Here is an 18,514-nt window from a genome sequence, read left to right on the forward strand (position 1 = left end):
AGTAAAAAGACAGGTAAAGAAAAAGGCGAGCTTTGCGCCCGCCTCTCTTACTTATTCATCAACTTTGTTTACGCATCTACCGATTTGCATCGTTTCACTTACTACAAGTCAAAACGGTCGGCGTTCATGACTTTCGTCCATGCAGCGATGAAGTCGTGGATGAATTTTTCCTGATTATCATCTTGCGCATACACTTCCGCGTACGAACGTAGAATCGAGTTTGAGCCAAAGACAAGATCCACTCGAGTCGCCGTCCATTTCACTTGGTCTGTTTTACGATCACGAATTTCGTACTGATTAGAACTTACCGGTTGCCACGTATATGACATGTCAGTAAGGTTCACGAAGAAATCATTCGACAAAGTGCCGACTCGGTCAGTAAATACGCCCTCTTTTCCACCGCCGTAGTTACTGCCTAAAACGCGCATACCACCGATAAGTACCGTCATTTCTGGCGCCGTTAGCCCCATAAGCTGAGCACGATCTAATAAAAGCTCTTCCGGCTTAACCGCGTAGTCTTTCTTCAACCAATTTCGGAAACCGTCAGCCACAGGCTCAAGAACTTCGAATGATTCAACATCCGTCATCTCTTGGGTGGCATCACCTCGGCCTGGCGCGAATGGCACAGATACATCATGACCTGCGGCACGCGCAGCCAGTTCAATACCTACGTTACCAGCAAGCACGATAGCATCTGCAACACTACAGCCCTCTTCTGCTGCTATTTTTTCTAGCACAGCAAGAACACGACTTAGACGCTCTGGCTCGTTTCCTTGCCAATCTTTTTGCGGAGACAAACGAATTCTCGCACCATTTGCGCCACCTCGGCGGTCAGAGCCACGGTAAGTACGCGCACTATCCCAAGCCGTGCTTACTAGCTCACTAATGGATAGGCCACTTGCTTCGATTTTTGTTTTCACTAAATCGACATCGTAGTCTGTCTTACCTGCAGGCGTTGGGTCTTGCCAAATAAGATCTTCGCTTGGCACATCAGGTCCGAAATAACATGATTTTGGTCCTAGATCGCGGTGTGTCAACTTAAACCAGGCACGAGCAAAAACATCATCAAAGTACGCTGGGTCATTTTGGAACTTTTCTGCAATCTTGCGATATTCAGGGTCCATTTTGAGCGCCATATCGGCGTCAGTCATGATTGGATTGTAGCGCTTAGAGCCGTCTTCAACATCGACAGGCTTGTCTTCTTCTTCAATGTCGATTGGCTCCCACTGCCACGCACCTGCTGGGCTTTTCTTCAGTTCCCAATCGTACTTAAATAGTAGGTGGAAGTATCCGTAGTCCCATTGTGTAGGGTGTGTCGTCCAAGCACCTTCAATACCGCTCGTTACCGCGTCACGGCCAATGCCACGTGTTTTATGGTTAATCCAGCCAAGACCTTGTTCATGCACGTCTGCGGCTTCGGGCTCTGGACCAAGGTTTGCGGCATCACCATTACCATGACACTTACCGACCGTGTGACCACCCGCTGTGAGCGCGACAGTTTCTTCATCGTTCATTGCCATTCGCGCAAAGGTCACACGCATGTCATGTGCTGTTTTGAGAGGATCTGGGTTCCCGTCCACCCCTTCTGGGTTCACGTAGATGAGCCCCATCATTACTGCGGCAAGTGGATTTTCTAAATCTCGCTCACCAGAGTAGCGGCTGTTATCAGCGTCACTTGTGGCTAACCATTCTTGCTCGGAACCCCAGTAGGTGTCTTTTTCGGGATGCCAAATGTCTTCTCGCCCAAAGCCAAAACCAAAGGTCTTAAAGCCCATGGATTCATACGCCATGTTACCGGCAAGGACAATCAGATCGGCCCAACTTAATTTGTTGCCATATTTTTTCTTGATGGGCCATAAAAGGCGGCGAGCCTTATCGAGGTTTGCGTTATCTGGCCAAGAGTTGAGAGGAGCAAAACGCTGGTTGCCTGTCGCAGCGCCGCCACGTCCATCCGCGATACGATAACTACCCGCTGCGTGCCATGCCATTCGGATCATTAAACCGCCGTAATGTCCCCAGTCGGCAGGCCACCAGTCTTGGCTGTCAGTCATTAAGTCTTTTAAGTCTTTTTTAAGTGCTTCGACATCTAGCTTTTTCAGTTCTTCTTTGTAATTAAAGTCCTGCCCAAATGGGTTGGTTTTGGAGTCGTGTTGATGCAGGATGTCTAAGTTTAAGGCATTCGGCCACCAATCCATCACCGACTTATCTGTAGATGTTTGCCCACCATGCATAACTGGACATTTACCTACCGAACCGCCGTTTGTGTTGCTCATATAATGCTCCTTCGTATCGTGGTTGTGGTAACCACTCTTTGTTATTCAATAAATCGAATATCCACCTCAAACAGCGTAGTTCATACACTGAATTTTTAGTTAACGCCAAGTCAAAATTTCCATATCTCGGCTAATAAATAATTGTTATCAAACATGTACCTATATGCAGAAAATATGGATAGAGATCAGTTTAAGTCCATACCTGAATACTTAATCCCAGACAGCCTCGCCATGTTGTGATCCCAGGTCGCTAAATCATGATGACTAAATTCATTCAGAGCGTGATGACCACACGCCCTTGCCATGACTTGCATGAGCTCGACGGAGGATTCGAAGAAATTTTTCAATTGCTGAGATGATTTTTCGATATCGAGACGCTGCCTCAAATCGGCATTTTGCGTTGCGATCCCCGCAGGGCAATTATTGGTGTTACAAATCCGGGCCGCGACGCAACCGATCGATTGCATCGCACTGTTTGCTATCGCCACGCCGTCTGCCCCAAGTGCCAACGCTTTGACAAAATCCATAGGAACTCGCAACCCACCAGTGATGATTAATGTGACGCGGTCACTTGCGCCTTTTTCATCTAAGTACTTACGCGCACGAGCTAACGCAGGAATGGTTGGCACGCTAATATGATCACGGAACATAGTTGGCGCCGCGCCCGTGCCACCACCGCGACCATCTAAGATGATGTAATCGGCACCCGCATCGAGCGCAAATTGTATGTCTTGCTCAATATGGTTTGCACTGAGTTTAAAGCCAATTGGAATGCCGCCCGTGATGCCACGGACTCTGTCAGCAAACTTTCTGAAATCGTGAGTAGTATGAAGATCTTTAAATGTTGGCGGTGAGATCGCTGGCTGCCCTTCGGGGATACCTCTCACCTGAGAGATCTTACCCACATTTTTATTTGCTGGAAGATGACCTCCCGTGCCTGTTTTGGCGCCCTGCCCACCTTTAAAATGAAAAGCCTGAACATTAAGAAGCTTAGATTCATCGTAACCAAACTTAGCACTGGCAAGCTCATAGAAATACCGCGAATTTGCAGCTTGTTCTTCAGGTAGCATCCCCCCTTCACCGGAGCAAATCCCAGTCCCTGCCAACTCAGCACCTTTTGCTAGCGCAACTTTCGCCTCTTCCGAGAGTGCGCCAAAACTCATGTCCGACACCAACAAAGGAATAGCGAGCTTGAGCGGCTTACGCGCGTTTGGCCCCACAATCAGCTCAGTTGATACGGGAACGTCTTCTAACAACGGTTGTGTCGCCATTTGCGCCACCATGATTTGTATAGCATCCCAATGTGGTAGCAAATGCCTAGGAACCCCCATTGCAGCCATCGGACCATGATGGCCGAGTTTAGAGAGCCCTTCTCTCGCTAATTGGTGGATAAACTCTAGGGTTGGTTCTTCTTGAGTAGCGGACGCAGTCGGTTTGTCACTTTTCTCTCGCGTTTTCTCAGGGCCTTCTTTGCCGACTTGCTCAGCAGAAAAACGCTTATGTGTTCCATCACAAAATGGGGCATTAGAGGTGTGCTTGCACTGGCAGAGATACGCTTCTTCATCTTTTTCCGCAGTAAAGCTCATTGGCTTTAAGCCTGTTCCCGAATGCGACCCATCGCAATAAGGTTGATTTTTAGAACGTCCACATCGGCAAAAGTAATATTCTTGCCCTTCGGTTAGATTCACTTTAATCGGCTTATTATCGGCGATGATTGGCTTGCTCATGTTGCCCCCTATTTATTATTGTTAACCACGCTTTCTCGCTGGCTTGCAATAAGCGTAGAACAGGAGCGGAAAGAGCGTCAGCGAAACCAGTGTAAAATACGCGATTGTCGCTTGCCTCACCTATACTCTTTATGGGTCTCATACACGTGGAGGCTATATGACGATTGCAACCCGATTAGATGAATATTTGACTGAGCATAACATTCACTTTCAAACCGTGAATCACAGCCACAGTCATAGCTCGCTACAAAGTGGTGTTGCCGCAGGTGTGCCTTTAATGAATATCGCAAAAGGCGTCATTCTTGAGGATCATGAAGGGCATCATATGATGGCAGTCTTACCTGCCAACAACAAAATCAGTTTGTCGAGATTAAACGATGAATTTAACGCTACTTTCCACTTGGTGAAAGAGCGTATGGTTTACCGACTCTTCACTGATTGTGAGCACGGCGCGATTCCACCGATTGGTAGTCCTTATCACATGTCGACCGTTTGTGATGAAAGATTAGCAAACTTGGAACATGTCTATCTTGAAGCCGGCGATCATGAAACTCTGATTAAGCTAGATAGAAAGGCATTTAAAGAGCTAATGAACGACTGCAAATACTTAAGATTCAGCAGTGAAGTTCTGCATTAAACTTCCAAAAATCTGTCGACATTTCGTGAAAAAGGCTCTTTCAAAAAGAGCCTTTCTTTCTCTATTGGCAGCGCGTGGTGGAAACTTCCCGACCTTAGGTAATCCGCAATTCAGAACACATAGAAACAAAAAACGCCCGTTTGAGCGGTTTTTAACAATCCAACCACTATCGAACAAAAATCTTTTGTATCGCTTTTATCGCCATAGCTCTGCGACGCATTAATGCCCCCGTCCTTGGTAGCCATTTCGGCGTGTGGAGTACGGTTTTCGCGTGGCTAAAAGTTCTGAATCCTTCCACTCCGTGATAATGACCAATGCCTGATTCACCAACGCCACCGAAAGGCGCATCCTCAGCGCCAACGTGTAATACCGTGTCGTTAATGCCGACGCCGCCACTGTGTGTGTTGCGTACAATATGCCTGATGGTCGATTTGTTGTCCGACATAACATACAGCGCAAGTGGTCGCTGGTGCTGATTAATGTAGTCAATCGCTTCATCTACCGCTTTGTAAGGCTTGATGGGTAGAAATGGCCCAAATATTTCCTCTTGCATGATGCGCATATCTGTCGACACGTCTGTGATCAAATGAGGATACAAAAGCCTTTCCTGTTGAGGTGACGCTTCAACAGTATGGATGCTTGCGCCCTGAGCTTTGGCATCCTCAAGCAGCGCAGTCAAACGATCATACTGTCGTTGATTGATAATATGGGTCAGCTTTTGATTCTTGTTGGATTTCAAATAGAGTTTTTCAAAACGTTTTAAGAACAGCGTAATGAACTCTTCGACGCGTTCTTGTGGTACAAACGCGTAATCTGGCGCCACACAAATCTGGCCAGCATTGATGCATTTACCAAACAAAATCGCATCAACGGTTTTCTTCATGTCTGCATCTTCTGCAATGATCACCGGTGATTTCCCGCCCAGCTCTAACGTCACTGGAGTCAGGTTATCTGCCGCTGCTTTTGCCACAGCGCGACCAACATTTGTCGAGCCTGTAAACAAAAGATGATCGAATGGCAGTTGACTGAAGGATTGGGCAACGTCCGCTTCTCCTTCAAATACTTCGACATATTCAGACAACTCGCGACAAATATTGACGATGACTTTATTGGTTTTGGGCGTAAATTCGCTGAGCTTCATCATCACACGGTTACCTGCGGCCAAAGCAGTAACTAAAGGCGCAAGGCTCAAAATGACAGGAAAATTCCACGGCGAAATGATCCCGACCACGCCGAGTGGCTGATACTGAACAGTCACTTTCGACGGAGCAAGCAACAGACCGGATTCACGCTTACTTGGTTTGCACCACTTTTTTAGCTGCTTGATGGTGTAATTGATGTGCGAGACCGTCGGCAAAACGTCGGTCATGGCGGTATCAAATTCGGAACGATAGCCAAAATCCTCACTCAGCGCTTCCACCAATGCTTGTTTATTCGCGATCAGAGCTTGTTTTAGCAAGACAAGGCGCTGCTTACGTTCATCCAGACTAGGATAAGGTTCGGCGGCATACGCCGCTTTTAAGCGATCAAGGCTTTGTTGTAACGAGCTGTCCACTTCAACCTCTGCGATTGCGTTCATGATGCTTCTCCTAACCTAGTTTCAACCGATGACGCTCCAAATTAACACGAGCGCAACAATGTTACTATTGTAGCGCTCGCGAAATTAGAGTTCGAACTCTGATTAAAATACCAGTGGGTTTGGAGCTAAGTCAGGCGCAACTCATAAATGCCGAGCCGTTGAGAGCGGTCAAGCGTCTCGAACTCGTGATCAACATATTCTTTTAATGTGGCACCAGCACGCTCAGCAATACTGATACTGGCGATGTTGTCTTCCATACAGTGGAATTGGATGAATTGCGCGTGCCCTTTCTGCTTCAAAAAAGGAATCAACACCGCGAGTACTTGGTCGATCACTCGGTGTCCTCGCCCATTGTTGGCAAGCCAATAGCCAATCTCAGTGACGCGTGTGTGCGAATCCACACCTTTAATGCCAATAACACCCGTAAACTGCCCATCAAAATAAATAGCGCACCAGTGGGCATCTAACGCTTTGCTGTTCACGCGCTGAGAGATGTAGTTCACCGCTTCTCTACGGTTGGTCACAAAGTCCGTCCAAGGCAAATAGCCAGAGAGGCTGTTTCGATACGTGTTCACCACTTCCAGTAAAACGGTCGCATGTTTGGTGGTGAGAGGCTCAATTGAGACCCTTTCTGAAACAGAAAAACTGGCCTGCATGCTATTTCCTTGATACGCCTTTGGGCACATGACCTCATCCATCCACTTTATCCCTTTTTTCAGTAAACACTACTCACAAATCCTACCGCCTCATTGCGCTGAGAACAAACTTCCATATTCGTTATGTCAAACGTGCTTAAAAGGATGGCTATCTCGTCTAGTCTGTTTGTTCAATTAACGTAAATGGCGTCAACGACTCCACATCCACGTAATGCCTCCACACATGTTCGTAAAGGTGGTGTTGATTTGCAAACGGAGCTAGTCGTTTTGCTTCTTCAAGCGTACACCAACAATACTCTGTGTGTTCTTCGTTAAGTACAACCGATTGGTTAGGTGGACAAAACATTACGAAGCATGGAATAACCATGATGCGGTTATTTTTTGCTTCGTAGAACTGTTCTAGAAAGTCTGCAGTATGTAACTCAACATCGTCAATTTGCGTCTCTTCTTTCAGTTCTCTGAGAATAGTTTGCCATCCGGTTTCACCGGCCTCTACACCACCAGCAACATGGCACCAATAACCACCTTTAACACGTTTGAGCAACAGCATTTTATCGACGCCATCAATTTTAGAAATGACAACGCCAGAAGTATGCGTCGCTTGTACTGGGATCATGTATACTCCTTAAATATCTAGATATTTCCTAGATGCGCTCCATGCGCGAATGAAAGATAGGGTTGCTTGAGAACCCATAGTCTACTGCTTATTCTCACTCTCGACAGATGTGTTTGAATATCACTGATCATTTTGTGAGCTGAGTATGCTAAAGTGCGATCTGTCGCAACAAATGAGCAGTAAAATGTCTAATTCATTCAACACTCTGGTTCCCATTGGTGTGCGCTTTATGGTGCTCTCCGCATTCGGTTTCGCGCTAATGTCTGCCACAGTAAAGCATGTCAGTCTTCATGGTATCCCTGTATTTGAGATTGTTGCAGCGAGGGCACTCGTCTCACTTGTTATCAGCTATTTAGATGTTAAGCGAAAACGAATTTCTGTATGGGGCAATGATAAGCCATTACTGTTTGCGCGTGGCGCAGTGGGCACAATGGCATTGATGTGCGTATATTATTCAGTGACCACCTTACCTTTGGCAGAAGCGACCATATTCCAATACATTCACCCAATATTTACTGCGCTCCTAGCCGTCTTTTTCTTGAAGGAACGCATTCAACCATCGACGTTCCTTTGTATTGCCTTATGCTTACTCGGCATCTATATAATGGTAAGTCCAGAAGCAGGACAAGAAGCAGAGCGCACTTTACCTATGTTTAGCGTAATGATTGCGATCTTGGGCGCATTTGGTAGCTCAATTGCTTATGTCATTGTTAGAAAACTTAGCCAAACTGAAGATAGTTCAGTGATCATTTTCTATTTCCCTCTGGTTGCTCTACCCGCTTCACTCTTACTGATTGGCGATGATTTTGTTATGCCCGACCTGTATCTGACTTTCATGTTGGTTTTGGTTGGTGTATTCACCCAAGTTGGGCAATTGGGATTAACCAAAGCAATGCAAACTCAGCAAGCGGGCAAAGCGTCTGCTTACTCGTATATTCAGATCGTATTTTCTGTGTTGTTAGGCATCATTTTCTTCGGCGAAATCCCGCTCATCTGGACATACATCGGTGGTGCACTAATTGTAGCGGGCGCACTCATTAACGTATTTGGCCACCATTTGCGATTGCCATTCGTTAAGCGCAGCGCTTAACCCTTCAGCCCCAAAGCGAGATAACACTAAAACGTAAAAAGCCAGAGTCGACTCTGGCTTTCTTTTTATGTTTAACCTGACGTTAAGCGGATAATTTTAATCCAGCGATACCGGCAACAATAAGCAGTAAACTCAGCAATTTTATCAGCGTCGCGGGCTCGTTAAATATGTAGATACTGACGATTGCCGTTCCAATCGCTCCTATACCTACCCAAACGCCGTAAGCGATACCGAGTGGTAGCGTCCTTAATGCAATTCCAAGTAACCAAAAGCTCAACACCATAAACGTAACGGTAAAGCCAGATGCCGCCAATTTGGTAAAACCTTGTGAGTATTTTAGTCCGACAGCCCATGCCACTTCGCATAAGCCAGCAATGAAGAGAATTCCCCAAGCCATGTCATATTTCCCAACGAGATGGGGTCGTCCCCGAGAAAAGATAGAGCGGTGAGGTCGTCCTCACTTCTTTGTGACTCGCTATTATATACAGAAAATTGAACGTAAAAAAATAAGGCCCTGATATTTCAGGGCCTCTTTACATAAAAATCGCTAGGGCTTAGCGATGATGAATACGGTACCATCCGTCAACGTAAAGCTAACCTCACTGGTTTTCTTTCCGATACCGGATAAACTGCACTCGTTATCGTTATCACACGGCGTATTTGAAATAACATTCCACACGCCATTCATCAAGCCAGAACCAGTAATAATCGCCGTCCATGTTTTACCATTGTTGATCGATTGTGTAGTAACTTCATCAGATGGTGGTGGCGCCTCTTCTCCTACATAACTTGCTTCCACATTCAAGTTACTGTAGCTGCTGTAAGCGTACACACCAATGTGCCACGTTCCTTCATTCGGAGAAGTAATACTACATGCTTCATTACTGTTGCCACTGTATGAGCGACAATCGTAGTTGGTTAAACTTGGTTCACTTCCCAGCTTAACATAAAGATCCGCATCGCCGTTTACTCCCGATGTGGTAACAATAAAGTCTGAACTGTTGGTAGGCACATCAATCGTAAAACAATGCCACTCACCAGTAGATGAAGAGTCTATGTTGCTGGAAACACCATTGTTTAGGGCGATAGCCTCACACGTGCTAGATGGTGGCTCGACGACTCCGCCATCAACTGAAACACCGACCTGAGAAAAAGCGTCGGCTACATCATTCGCCGCCACGTTTAAGCTTTGGGCGGCCGCCAATACACCCGCAGCTGCAGAGTCAAACGTTTCGCTTGGCGTCCAGTAGTTCTGGTTAGCGTACGCAAAAACCTCGAACGCCTGTCGCGTTCCCCAATTGTACTCAACCGCCAATAGATAAAACGCTTTGTTAAATACACCACTTGAATAATGCACATCCATGCCACTCACATACTGAGACGCGTGATCAATTGAACGACCATCAAGGGGCGGATTATCCATATAGCGCAACGCCGCATTGGCAGCCTTTCTAATATCGTACCCAACTTTCCAATCGTTAGAACCACGTGAATAGAATTCAGCCGCCTCACCTGCCATATCTGAGAAAGCCTCATTGATTCCGCCAGATTGCTCTGAATAAATCAGATCAGAGTTTTGTTCTGTAAATCCATGGCTAACCTCGTGCGCTGAGACATCTAAACTCACTAAAGGATAGAAATAACTCGCACCGTCGCCAAAAGTCATACTCGAGCCATTCCAAAAGGCGTTTTCATAGCGTTTGCGGTAATGCACTCGCATTTGAAGCTGAAACGTTAAGGGAGCGGTATTTAGCCAATCTTTGTACATGTCGTATACCACTTTGCCAAAGTAATGCGCATCGTTTAACGGGCTGTACGCTCCATTAATTTCTTTAACACTATTGGTTGGACAAACGAACGTATGTGTATTGCCAGACGTCCTACCATTCAAGTTGATGGTTTTGACCACGCCAGAAATGTCCATCAAACACGTATCACCGGATTGCTGGACTAATAGAGACTCAAAGTCCACACCATAATGATAACGACCAATTTTTTGGTTTCCTCCTGGACCATCCGCTTCTACGTGCGCTAACCCCTCATATTGCAGCAAAATGTTTCCTGTTTTAGCATCAACAAGAAAGGTGGGGCGTGTAGGCTTACCTCCATGTTCATTATCAGCAAAAAATTGGACAATATAAGCTAAGTGCGCCACGTCACTTTTATCGACATAAATACGTAAACCTTGGCGCTGATTCTCTATTTGGTATCCGTTTTCACGGTACGGCTTTTGCGTTGAAGACATTACTTGAGAAAGCGACAATCTAGGCACCATGTCATTGATATCTCGGGCAATATCCTTTACGAGAGTGCCGTTGATGTGCTTGATTTGGCCCTGTTTATCACGATGTACGACAATTTGCTTGCCCCAAATCGGGACGCCTTTAAACATCTGCTGATAACGACTATGCGTACCGCCGTTTTTACCTTTGTTGGTTTTCAGCTTTTGTACACGATTTCCATTTTGTAAACCTAACACACGATCTATATTTTGTGTGGCTGCAAGGTTGCGTTTTTCTAAAGCAACAACAAGACCATGGTTTTTCTCTAGCCGTTCGGACTGAGCGGCGGATAAAGATGTTGAAAAAAGAAGTGGTGAAGCAAGCATTGCCGTGACAAATAACCTGCTCTGGTAGTTTGATACTGAACCCATCGGTTAGCCCCCTATTTTGCATCAATAGCAAAGCCAAACTGACCAGTTCTTATTTGTTTGTTTCTCACCCGAAAGTGAAGTCAAACTTATCGTAATCATCCCGCTCATTGATTTTAGCACACACAATCATACAGCTTATGTTTTAGTGCCATTTCATCTATTAAAAGCGACACCGTTTTTTAACAATTTGCATATAACCTTTTGGTGTTGAAAGTGTCGCATTTATTGCACAAATCACACAAAAACTAATTGAACATGTAAAAATGAAAACGTTTGTGTGATTGATATCGCTTAAAACAATTACTGATGACTTTAATATTCAGCCGAATCAATTATAAGGTATGACGTACCCATGAAAACAATCAAAACCTCTATCGCTCTCCTGGTTGGCGCCGCTCTATTATCTGGATGTAATGACGACACTGAATACGTCAATGTTCAGCCTAAAGAAGTAAAAATAGCGACTTACAACCTCTCTTTTGACCGTGCAACTTTTGAAGCTTTAGTGAGTGAAATGCAAATTGAACCAGCGCAGCAAACTGTATTGGTTACCGCCTATTTAGACGGTTCTATCGCCGCTGAAGACAAAACCACTGCGGAAAAAGTCATTCAAATTCGAAACGTTGCTGCGATTATTCAGAAGAATCGCCCTGACGTTCTTATGATGGCGGAATACAACAACGACGGAACAGGCGAAAACAAAGCTGCCCTTGAAGGCTTCCAGAAGAACTACCTGTCTGTCGCGCAAAGCATCAATGGTGCAGGCGGTGAAGCGAACCTTGAACCTATCGAATATCCTTTCGCGGAGTCTTACTCTACCAACACAGGTTTGCTAAGCGAGTTTGACCTCGACAACAATGGAACAGCAGGTCAAATGCCGGGCGATGCATGGGGCTTTGGCATGTACCACGGTCAATATGCCTTTGCCCTAATGTCTAAATACAAGATTGATACGGCAAATACGCGTACGTTCCAAGCGTTTAAATGGAAAGATATGGAAGGTGCGAAGATTCCAACCATTACTATCTGTGACGGCTCACAAAAGATTCCAGATGGCATGAAGTGTGGTGATGAGTGGTACTCTGCAGAAGAATGGGATCAAGTACGCCTATCTTCTAAAAACCACGTAGATGCACCAATTATCATTCCGACTCGCAATGGCGAGGAAGTTGTGCATCTACTGATGTCGCACCCTACTCCACCAGTATTCGACCCAGGTAAAAACAAAGCGCAAAACGCAGCCGAAGTAGAGTTCTGGCATCACTACATTCAAGGTAAAGACTATTTCTACGACGATGCAGGTAAGCAAGGTGGCTTAGCGAGCGGGGCTAAATTCGTAATGATGGGCGATCAAAACCTTGATCCAGTAGCCGGTGACGGTATTAGCTCTGTAATGCAAGAACTGCATAATGATCCATTGGTTAACCAAACCGTGATGAATGGCGAGCTTTATCCGACAAGCTTTGGGGCAGCCGAACACGCTGTTGACCGCAGCTCCACTCACCCATATACGAATCGCATCACTTCGACGTTTGGCTTAGGTGTAGATTATGCCTTGCCTTCTGCAAACCTAAATGTGGTGGACTCTGGTGTATACTGGTCAGCTTCTTATGAAGAAGGTCGTAAGCTATTTAACGATGCGCGTATCGGCAAGTATGGTGATGGCAAAGATGTGTCTTCCGACCATCGCATGATCTGGATTAAAGCACAGTTCTAAACTGTGCCATTTAAATAAAAAAAAACCAACCACAAGGATTCGTGATTGGCTGTATATATTTGTGAACAAAGTGGTTCACTAACAACGTCAGTTGGCTAGGTGACCCTCGGCTTAGAAAGGGTCATTCATACTAAAGCATGAGACGTGCCAACTTTGTAGCGCACAAAAACAGGTTGTTATTTAACCACTTTCATTAAAACTTCACCAATAGCCACTGTTTGCTCACTCAATGAATTGCAATTTGCAAATTATAATTGGCATTTCGCAATAACCCCTACGGTTAACTTTTGTTCTATGGCTTCCTAGCCAAATCACGTGCGAGGATTAATGCGAGTCCGAATACTTGCAAGAAGAGCCCGATATTCTTGTACCAAGCGATCTTTTCATCTTGCTTTGCCATTATCTCATTGAGCTCTACATTCTCAATGTAATAGTCATCAATGCGATCTCTATACGAAGCTTGTGCTTGGTTTATCTTTGACATTAGCTGAGGGAGTTTATCTATTTGTATTTCATCCGATTCGTGATGAGTCCAAGAGGATAAGTGCCCTTCCACTATCTGCTCTATCTCCGAAGGTATCGCTGCGCTCTGACCTATGTGCAAGTGAAGCAGCAACGCCTCTCTTTTTCTTTCTAGAGTTTCAACGCTATTCCACGCGAGTTGGATGGAATACAAGTTTTCCGCCTTTTGCTCTGCGAGTTGCGAATACTGTTTGCCAAGCCTATCAAGGACCAAGCTAGTAAGAACGATCGCGCCAATATTCAGTACTAACCCAATCAGAACGAGTACCCATGGCGGCGGGATATAGCTACGAAGACTTACCATAGCTTATCGTACGGAAGATAAATCATATTCAGCACAACCAGAGAAAGTATCACTAGGAATGTCACCTGCATGCCCCTAACACGCCTTTTTAAGTCCTCTTTCAATATACCTCGAGCATGGATAATCCGACCGATCACGAAAATAATGCCTGTGAGATGTATCCAGGTTGGGTAAGCGCTATTGAATTCTAATAGTGCCATTAGAATCAGAGTAATGGGGATATATTCTGTCGCGTTACTCTGTGCACTACGAGCGATTTGGAGAGCCTCTACTCCTCCGTCAGCATAAGCAACCTGATTTAAGCGACGCTGCTTAATCACTTGAACGGCCAACCAAATAATCAGTATTGCAAGAATGCTAGCGTATAGAGCTGTGATCATATGTCGTCCTTTTTGATCCGGTTTTCATTATATAGCGTGTCACTTGGCTATAAATATAGCGGTATCCTAATGATAATGCGTCAATTAACCTCAAATTATGCTTATAAGAAAACGAGTAAGAGAATACTTTATGGAACTAAAAACGCCCTCGAATAGAGGGCGTGAGAGTGAAATCGTGAATATTCAAGAATGGTGCACTATAAAGGATGATTGGCCAGCTTTTTACGCTTATGCCCTTTGACAATACTTTCAAAGATTGTAAATAACAGCCCCACCCAAATAAAGGCAAAAGTCACTGCTTTAACTTCATCAAACAGTTCACCGAAAAACATCACAGCCAAAACAAATTGCAAGCTTGGTTCAATATATTGCATTAAACCAACTGTCGATAAGTTTGTTATACGTATCGCGATAGAATAAAAAATCAGTGGTAAAAGCGTGATCGGTGCGCTGCCAAAGTACAAAAGCAATGTTGTGATATCTACGCCTGAAGCCAACTCACCCACTGTCCATTGTTTGTAAAACAAATACGCCACGGCAACTGGAGTCAATAGCAGGGCCTCAACAAACAAGGTGGTGCTCCAGTCGTATGCTATCTTCTTCTTGTACAAGCCATACAAAGCAAAGAACAACCCCATCGTTAGTGCGATAACAGGCAACTGGCCATAATGAATCACTTGATACACCACACCAATTGTTGCTAGCACAATTGCGATGAGTTTACCTTTTGAAAGCTTATCTCCAAGAATAAACACGCCTAGCGCCACTGACACTAACGGTCCAATAAAAAAGCCTAAGCTTGCATCAATGACTCGATGGTGAGTCAAAGCCCAAGTGAACGCACTCCATGAAATACACATCAAACTGCTCGCGACAAACGTGTACCACAAAGATTTTTTGTCACACCAGATTTCTTTCCAATTCGGTCCTCGACGGGTTATACCAAGCACAATTAAAAAACCGACCGGAACTGAGCCGATGATTCGCCATGCCAGCAACTCATCCATTGAAGCATTCGGTAAATAACGATAATAAATGGGTAGCAGCCCCCAAATTACAAAGGAGAATGCTGCCATAAAAGTGCCATAACGAGTGTTATTCATAAAACTATCGCTCATCTAAACGAATAAGTCAGCGCAAACAAATCGCGCTATGCATAATAAAAGGAACGCGATATCCCTGTAAGTTTAAGATGCTGAGGGCATTATTGGTTCAACGCTTGTACTACTGCTGTAAACCCACTCACAAAACACAACATAAGTGCTCCAAACCGAATTTTTTCTTTTGGTAACGATTGGGTGGTTTTCATCGCGAGCCAATACCCAAGTGCTGCCGCAGGTAACAGCGGAATAGTAATCACCAAATGGTGTAATGTGAAGAAACCAGCGGGAATTTGAACAACGAGCGAAATGATGGAACTGAAAACAAAAAATGCCGACAGGTTACCACGTAACTGATTCGCTTCTTGATGTTGCAACAACAACGCCATCGGTGGGCCTCCAATCGCCGAACTGGTACCAAACAATCCTGAAAAGAATCCTGCTAATGTCATACGCGATGGTGTGGGTTCAACCCGAAACGGTAAAACACTCACCACAACCGCGAATAACACCAAAAAACCAATCCAAAGTGTAAGGGCTTGAGTCGAGACAAAAAACAGTAGCAAGCCGCCAGCGACCGATCCGGGCACACGCCCAATCAATGCCATTTTTAAACCGCCGATTTCAACACTACTGCGGTGCTTCATCGCATTCATCAACGAAATAAATAACGCGACTAAACAGATTGGTGCAGGCACATACTCCGGCGCCCAAAGAATCAGTAAAGGTGCGGCAACAATTGCCAAGCCAAAGCCTATTGCGGTTTGTACATAAGAGCCAAGAAATATTAGCCCTATCGCAAGCAAGTTTATCGAATCGAATTCCATTTAGATTATTCTTATATTTGACAGCCAAACACGAAACCAAAGCACATTCGCACGGCGAATGCGTCGAGTGTATTGTGATATGAATCTCGCGTAGCATTCATCAAAGTGAACAAAAAGACAATCCATTTGTGCAGTTTGCCGTCACTTCTTTTCGCCTTTCATTCAGCCGATGTACACGTATGCTTATATCTAGGCGAATTCATGCTCGACTGTTCATGCAGCATTTCTTCCACGGAATTAATGACTGCTCAAAAACGGCCGCATTAGATCTTTGCCCCCTCCTCCCGCTCTATGTAGGCGTAGCCGATTCTCACTACGTCGGTATAGCACTTTATGACTCATCGCTTTATACTATTGATCATTTTGTCATTACCGTACTTATTTACACAACAACAAGTGTACGGTCAGTGTTACTTTTTCTACCTTTAACTTGCTGTGAAAATAATATGAGAAAACAAACTGGATTTACTCTAATAGAGTTAGTCGTAGTTATTGTCGTGCTTGGCATTCTTGCTGTCACTGCCGCACCACGCTTTTTAAACCTTCAAAGTGATGCGCGTGAAGCGCGTTTAGAAGGCATGAAGGGCGCAATTGCATCAGCGCTTGGTGTCGGTTATGGGAAAATGGCGATTGCAGGGTTGGAACACTATCCATATATATCAAACAAACACACAGACGCAGGTTCAGGTAAAGGCCCTGAAAATTTGCCTTTCTCAGGCTGTGAGTTGAATGGCTCTCTTAGCTGTACATTTAGGTACGGTTACCCAGATGCAGATGAAACAAGCTTAGCTATATTAGTCTCAGAACTTGAGAATCAGTATGGAGATAGTGACTGGAAAATTGTTCAAACTAATAACATTAAAGTAGTTATTTCAGCAAGAGATGATAAAAATAGCAGTTTAACTCAATGTGGGATTTTATATGGACCACCGCAGGCTCCAAACGAAAGTTACACCTTAAAAATTCTTCCATGCCCACAATAAGATAAGGCTGCCCATCGGCAGCCTTATTTTTAATCTTATCGGGTTTGTTTACGCAAAGTTAAATACGTATTTATCCATCATATTCACCATACGGCCAATCTCTGGCTTGGTAATCGTATCATTTGCGCCAAGAGACAGTGCTTTCGCTCGGTTATCCTCACTCATCAATGATGAGAACATAATGATCGGCATTTCATGAAACGCTTCAGTATCGCGTAGTCTCTTCACTAAGTGCATACCATCCATTCGAGGCATTTCTACGTCCGTAACCACCGCATCTAACAGCTCTTTAACTGGCAAGTTTTCTTCTTTCGCGACCTCGATTAAGCTCATTAATTTCTCATGAGCCTCACCACCGTCTTTACAAGTGATCACATTGTAACCTGAAGACGCTAATGTATCTTGAATCAAAGAGCGAATAAATGCTGAGTCATCCACCACCATGATCGTTTTAGCATTACGCTTACCCACCATTCTCTGGTTTAGATCTACCGACTTATCCCCTTTCACATCGTATTTTTCCATACTCAGCTCTGGGTTAATATCCGCGATGATTTTTTCAAAATCGAGAATCATGATCAGGTTGCCTTCTTTGCGAACAACTGCCACTACACAATCTTGTTCGCCCGCTTCCAAAAACTGACTTGGTGATTCCACATCATTCCAAGAGATACGATGAATACGTGAAATACTATCAATTAGAAAGCCATTGGTCATTTTGTTGAAATCAGTAACGATAACAAACTTACGCTCTAGGTCCTGGCGTGTTGGTACACCTAACCAACCAGCTAAATCTACTAAAGGCGTCAATACATCTCTGGACGAAAACACCCCGATCATGTGAGGTTGTGCGTTTGGATAATCGGTTGTCTCTGGTACGCGAATCACTTCTCGTACTTTCGCAACGTTGATGCCGTAATAACAAGTTTTTGTGCTGCCATCCGGCAATGTTTTTTCTAAATGAAATTCGATGATTTCAAGCTCATTGGTACCACTTTCTGTCAAAATGGTGCTGGTTACGTTACTCATAAAGCCAATTATCCAACCAAAATACGCATCAGAAAAAGTTTGATGCAAACGCCATGAGAAGCCATTCTCAGGCTAAAAATCCAAGCATCCTTTTTAGTCGTTACAACAAAGTTTGTAAACCACCAAAAGGACGGCCAACGCACATTTCCATATCAAACTGTGAAAAAATGTCTCATTTTTGAACAGGATAACATGAGTTAACTTAGTGCGACCTTACCTTCCCACTTTTAGCGGCCATTTCGATGAAAAGTTTAGGGTTAATATTGATGTTTTTCGTTGGCCTACCACTATACCCACACATATGAAATCCCTCGTGTATTGGCGTATTCGACAGTATCTTATTCAATTGTGCTCAGTGAATTTCAATTATAGAAAATGTCATTTTCCTTTCCATCAGAAAGGTTTTTCCTACAATCCCTCT

The 18,514-nt window shown here is 44.6% G+C and carries 16 protein-coding genes; 4 read left to right on the plus strand and 12 right to left on the minus strand.

What is annotated here, in order from left to right; translation table 11 throughout:
* Positions 1–101: 101 nt before the first annotated feature.
* On the minus strand, positions 102–2,273 hold the full coding sequence (gene katG / locus R2S67_RS04295; protein ID WP_317342467.1) for a catalase/peroxidase HPI: 2,172 nt from the start codon (positions 2,271–2,273) through the stop codon (positions 102–104).
* Positions 2,274–2,458: 185 nt separating this feature from the next.
* Positions 2,459–4,000 (minus strand): glutamate synthase-related protein, encoded by a 1,542-nt coding sequence (locus R2S67_RS04300; protein WP_317342469.1) that lies wholly within the window; start codon positions 3,998–4,000, stop codon positions 2,459–2,461.
* 157 nt (positions 4,001–4,157) lie between these two features.
* On the opposite strand from R2S67_RS04300, the gene R2S67_RS04305 reads away from it, so the two are divergent.
* The gene (locus R2S67_RS04305; RefSeq protein ID WP_006742302.1) at positions 4,158–4,637 is read left to right on the plus strand and encodes an aminoacyl-tRNA deacylase; all 480 of its coding nucleotides are present in this window, start codon (positions 4,158–4,160) and stop codon (positions 4,635–4,637) included.
* Positions 4,638–4,803: 166 nt separating this feature from the next.
* Here the strand turns inward: R2S67_RS04305 and R2S67_RS04310 are convergent, their stop codons facing one another.
* The 3 genes from R2S67_RS04310 to R2S67_RS04320 all read right to left on the minus strand — a co-directional run bounded on the left by R2S67_RS04310 (position 4,804) and on the right by R2S67_RS04320 (position 7,488).
* The gene (locus R2S67_RS04310) at positions 4,804–6,216 is read right to left on the minus strand and encodes a coniferyl aldehyde dehydrogenase (RefSeq protein WP_317342470.1); all 1,413 of its coding nucleotides are present in this window, start codon (positions 6,214–6,216) and stop codon (positions 4,804–4,806) included.
* Between the two features lie 125 nt (positions 6,217–6,341).
* Entirely contained in the window at positions 6,342–6,914 is a 573-nt protein-coding gene (locus R2S67_RS04315; RefSeq protein ID WP_253658102.1) for a GNAT family N-acetyltransferase, read from the minus strand.
* 115 nt (positions 6,915–7,029) lie between these two features.
* On the minus strand, positions 7,030–7,488 hold the full coding sequence (locus R2S67_RS04320) for an NUDIX hydrolase (RefSeq protein ID WP_164665573.1): 459 nt from the start codon (positions 7,486–7,488) through the stop codon (positions 7,030–7,032).
* A gap of 184 nt (positions 7,489–7,672) precedes the next feature.
* Here R2S67_RS04320 and R2S67_RS04325 point away from each other — a divergent pair, with 184 nt between their 5' ends.
* Positions 7,673–8,578, plus strand: a complete 906-nt coding sequence (locus R2S67_RS04325; RefSeq protein ID WP_317342473.1) for a DMT family transporter — start codon at positions 7,673–7,675, stop codon at positions 8,576–8,578.
* 82 nt (positions 8,579–8,660) lie between these two features.
* On the opposite strand, the gene R2S67_RS04330 is transcribed toward R2S67_RS04325, so the two are convergent.
* Positions 8,661–8,975 carry a DMT family transporter gene (locus tag R2S67_RS04330; RefSeq protein ID WP_005395239.1) on the minus strand — a complete coding sequence of 105 codons (315 nt, stop codon included), beginning with the start codon at positions 8,973–8,975 and terminating at the stop codon, positions 8,661–8,663.
* A 150-nt stretch (positions 8,976–9,125) separates the two neighbouring features.
* Complete coding sequence (locus R2S67_RS04335; protein WP_301605592.1) at positions 9,126–11,231, minus strand: M4 family metallopeptidase; 2,106 nt, start codon at positions 11,229–11,231, stop codon at positions 9,126–9,128.
* Between the two features lie 352 nt (positions 11,232–11,583).
* Here R2S67_RS04335 and R2S67_RS04340 point away from each other — a divergent pair, with 352 nt between their 5' ends.
* Positions 11,584–12,948, plus strand: a complete 1,365-nt coding sequence (locus R2S67_RS04340) for an endonuclease/exonuclease/phosphatase family protein (RefSeq protein WP_046876031.1) — start codon at positions 11,584–11,586, stop codon at positions 12,946–12,948.
* A 292-nt stretch (positions 12,949–13,240) separates the two neighbouring features.
* Here R2S67_RS04340 and R2S67_RS04345 read toward each other — a convergent pair whose 3' ends face one another.
* The 4 genes from R2S67_RS04345 to R2S67_RS04360 all read right to left on the minus strand — a co-directional run bounded on the left by R2S67_RS04345 (position 13,241) and on the right by R2S67_RS04360 (position 16,081).
* Entirely contained in the window at positions 13,241–13,774 is a 534-nt protein-coding gene (locus tag R2S67_RS04345; protein WP_046876030.1) for a hypothetical protein, read from the minus strand.
* Entirely contained in the window at positions 13,768–14,154 is a 387-nt protein-coding gene (locus R2S67_RS04350) for an MAPEG family protein (protein ID WP_012842326.1), read from the minus strand. The genes R2S67_RS04345 and R2S67_RS04350 overlap by 7 nt, the downstream gene beginning before the upstream one ends.
* A 197-nt stretch (positions 14,155–14,351) precedes the next feature.
* On the minus strand, positions 14,352–15,257 hold the full coding sequence (rarD, locus tag R2S67_RS04355; RefSeq protein WP_317342478.1) for an EamA family transporter RarD: 906 nt from the start codon (positions 15,255–15,257) through the stop codon (positions 14,352–14,354).
* Between the two features lie 101 nt (positions 15,258–15,358).
* Positions 15,359–16,081: a sulfite exporter TauE/SafE family protein gene (locus R2S67_RS04360; RefSeq protein WP_054867404.1), complete on the minus strand. Its 723-nt coding sequence runs from the start codon at positions 16,079–16,081 to the stop codon at positions 15,359–15,361.
* 446 nt (positions 16,082–16,527) lie between these two features.
* Here R2S67_RS04360 and R2S67_RS04365 point away from each other — a divergent pair, with 446 nt between their 5' ends.
* Complete coding sequence (locus R2S67_RS04365) at positions 16,528–17,064, plus strand: prepilin-type N-terminal cleavage/methylation domain-containing protein (RefSeq protein WP_161442907.1); 537 nt, start codon at positions 16,528–16,530, stop codon at positions 17,062–17,064.
* A 48-nt stretch (positions 17,065–17,112) separates the two neighbouring features.
* Here R2S67_RS04365 and R2S67_RS04370 read toward each other — a convergent pair whose 3' ends face one another.
* Positions 17,113–18,093, minus strand: a complete 981-nt coding sequence (locus tag R2S67_RS04370; RefSeq protein WP_025998672.1) for a chemotaxis protein — start codon at positions 18,091–18,093, stop codon at positions 17,113–17,115.
* Between the last annotated feature and the right edge of the window lie 421 nt (positions 18,094–18,514).

Origin of the sequence: Vibrio sp. T13N, assembly GCF_032970445.1 — a bacterium.
Taxonomy (GTDB): Bacteria; Pseudomonadota; Gammaproteobacteria; order Enterobacterales; family Vibrionaceae; genus Vibrio; species Vibrio diabolicus.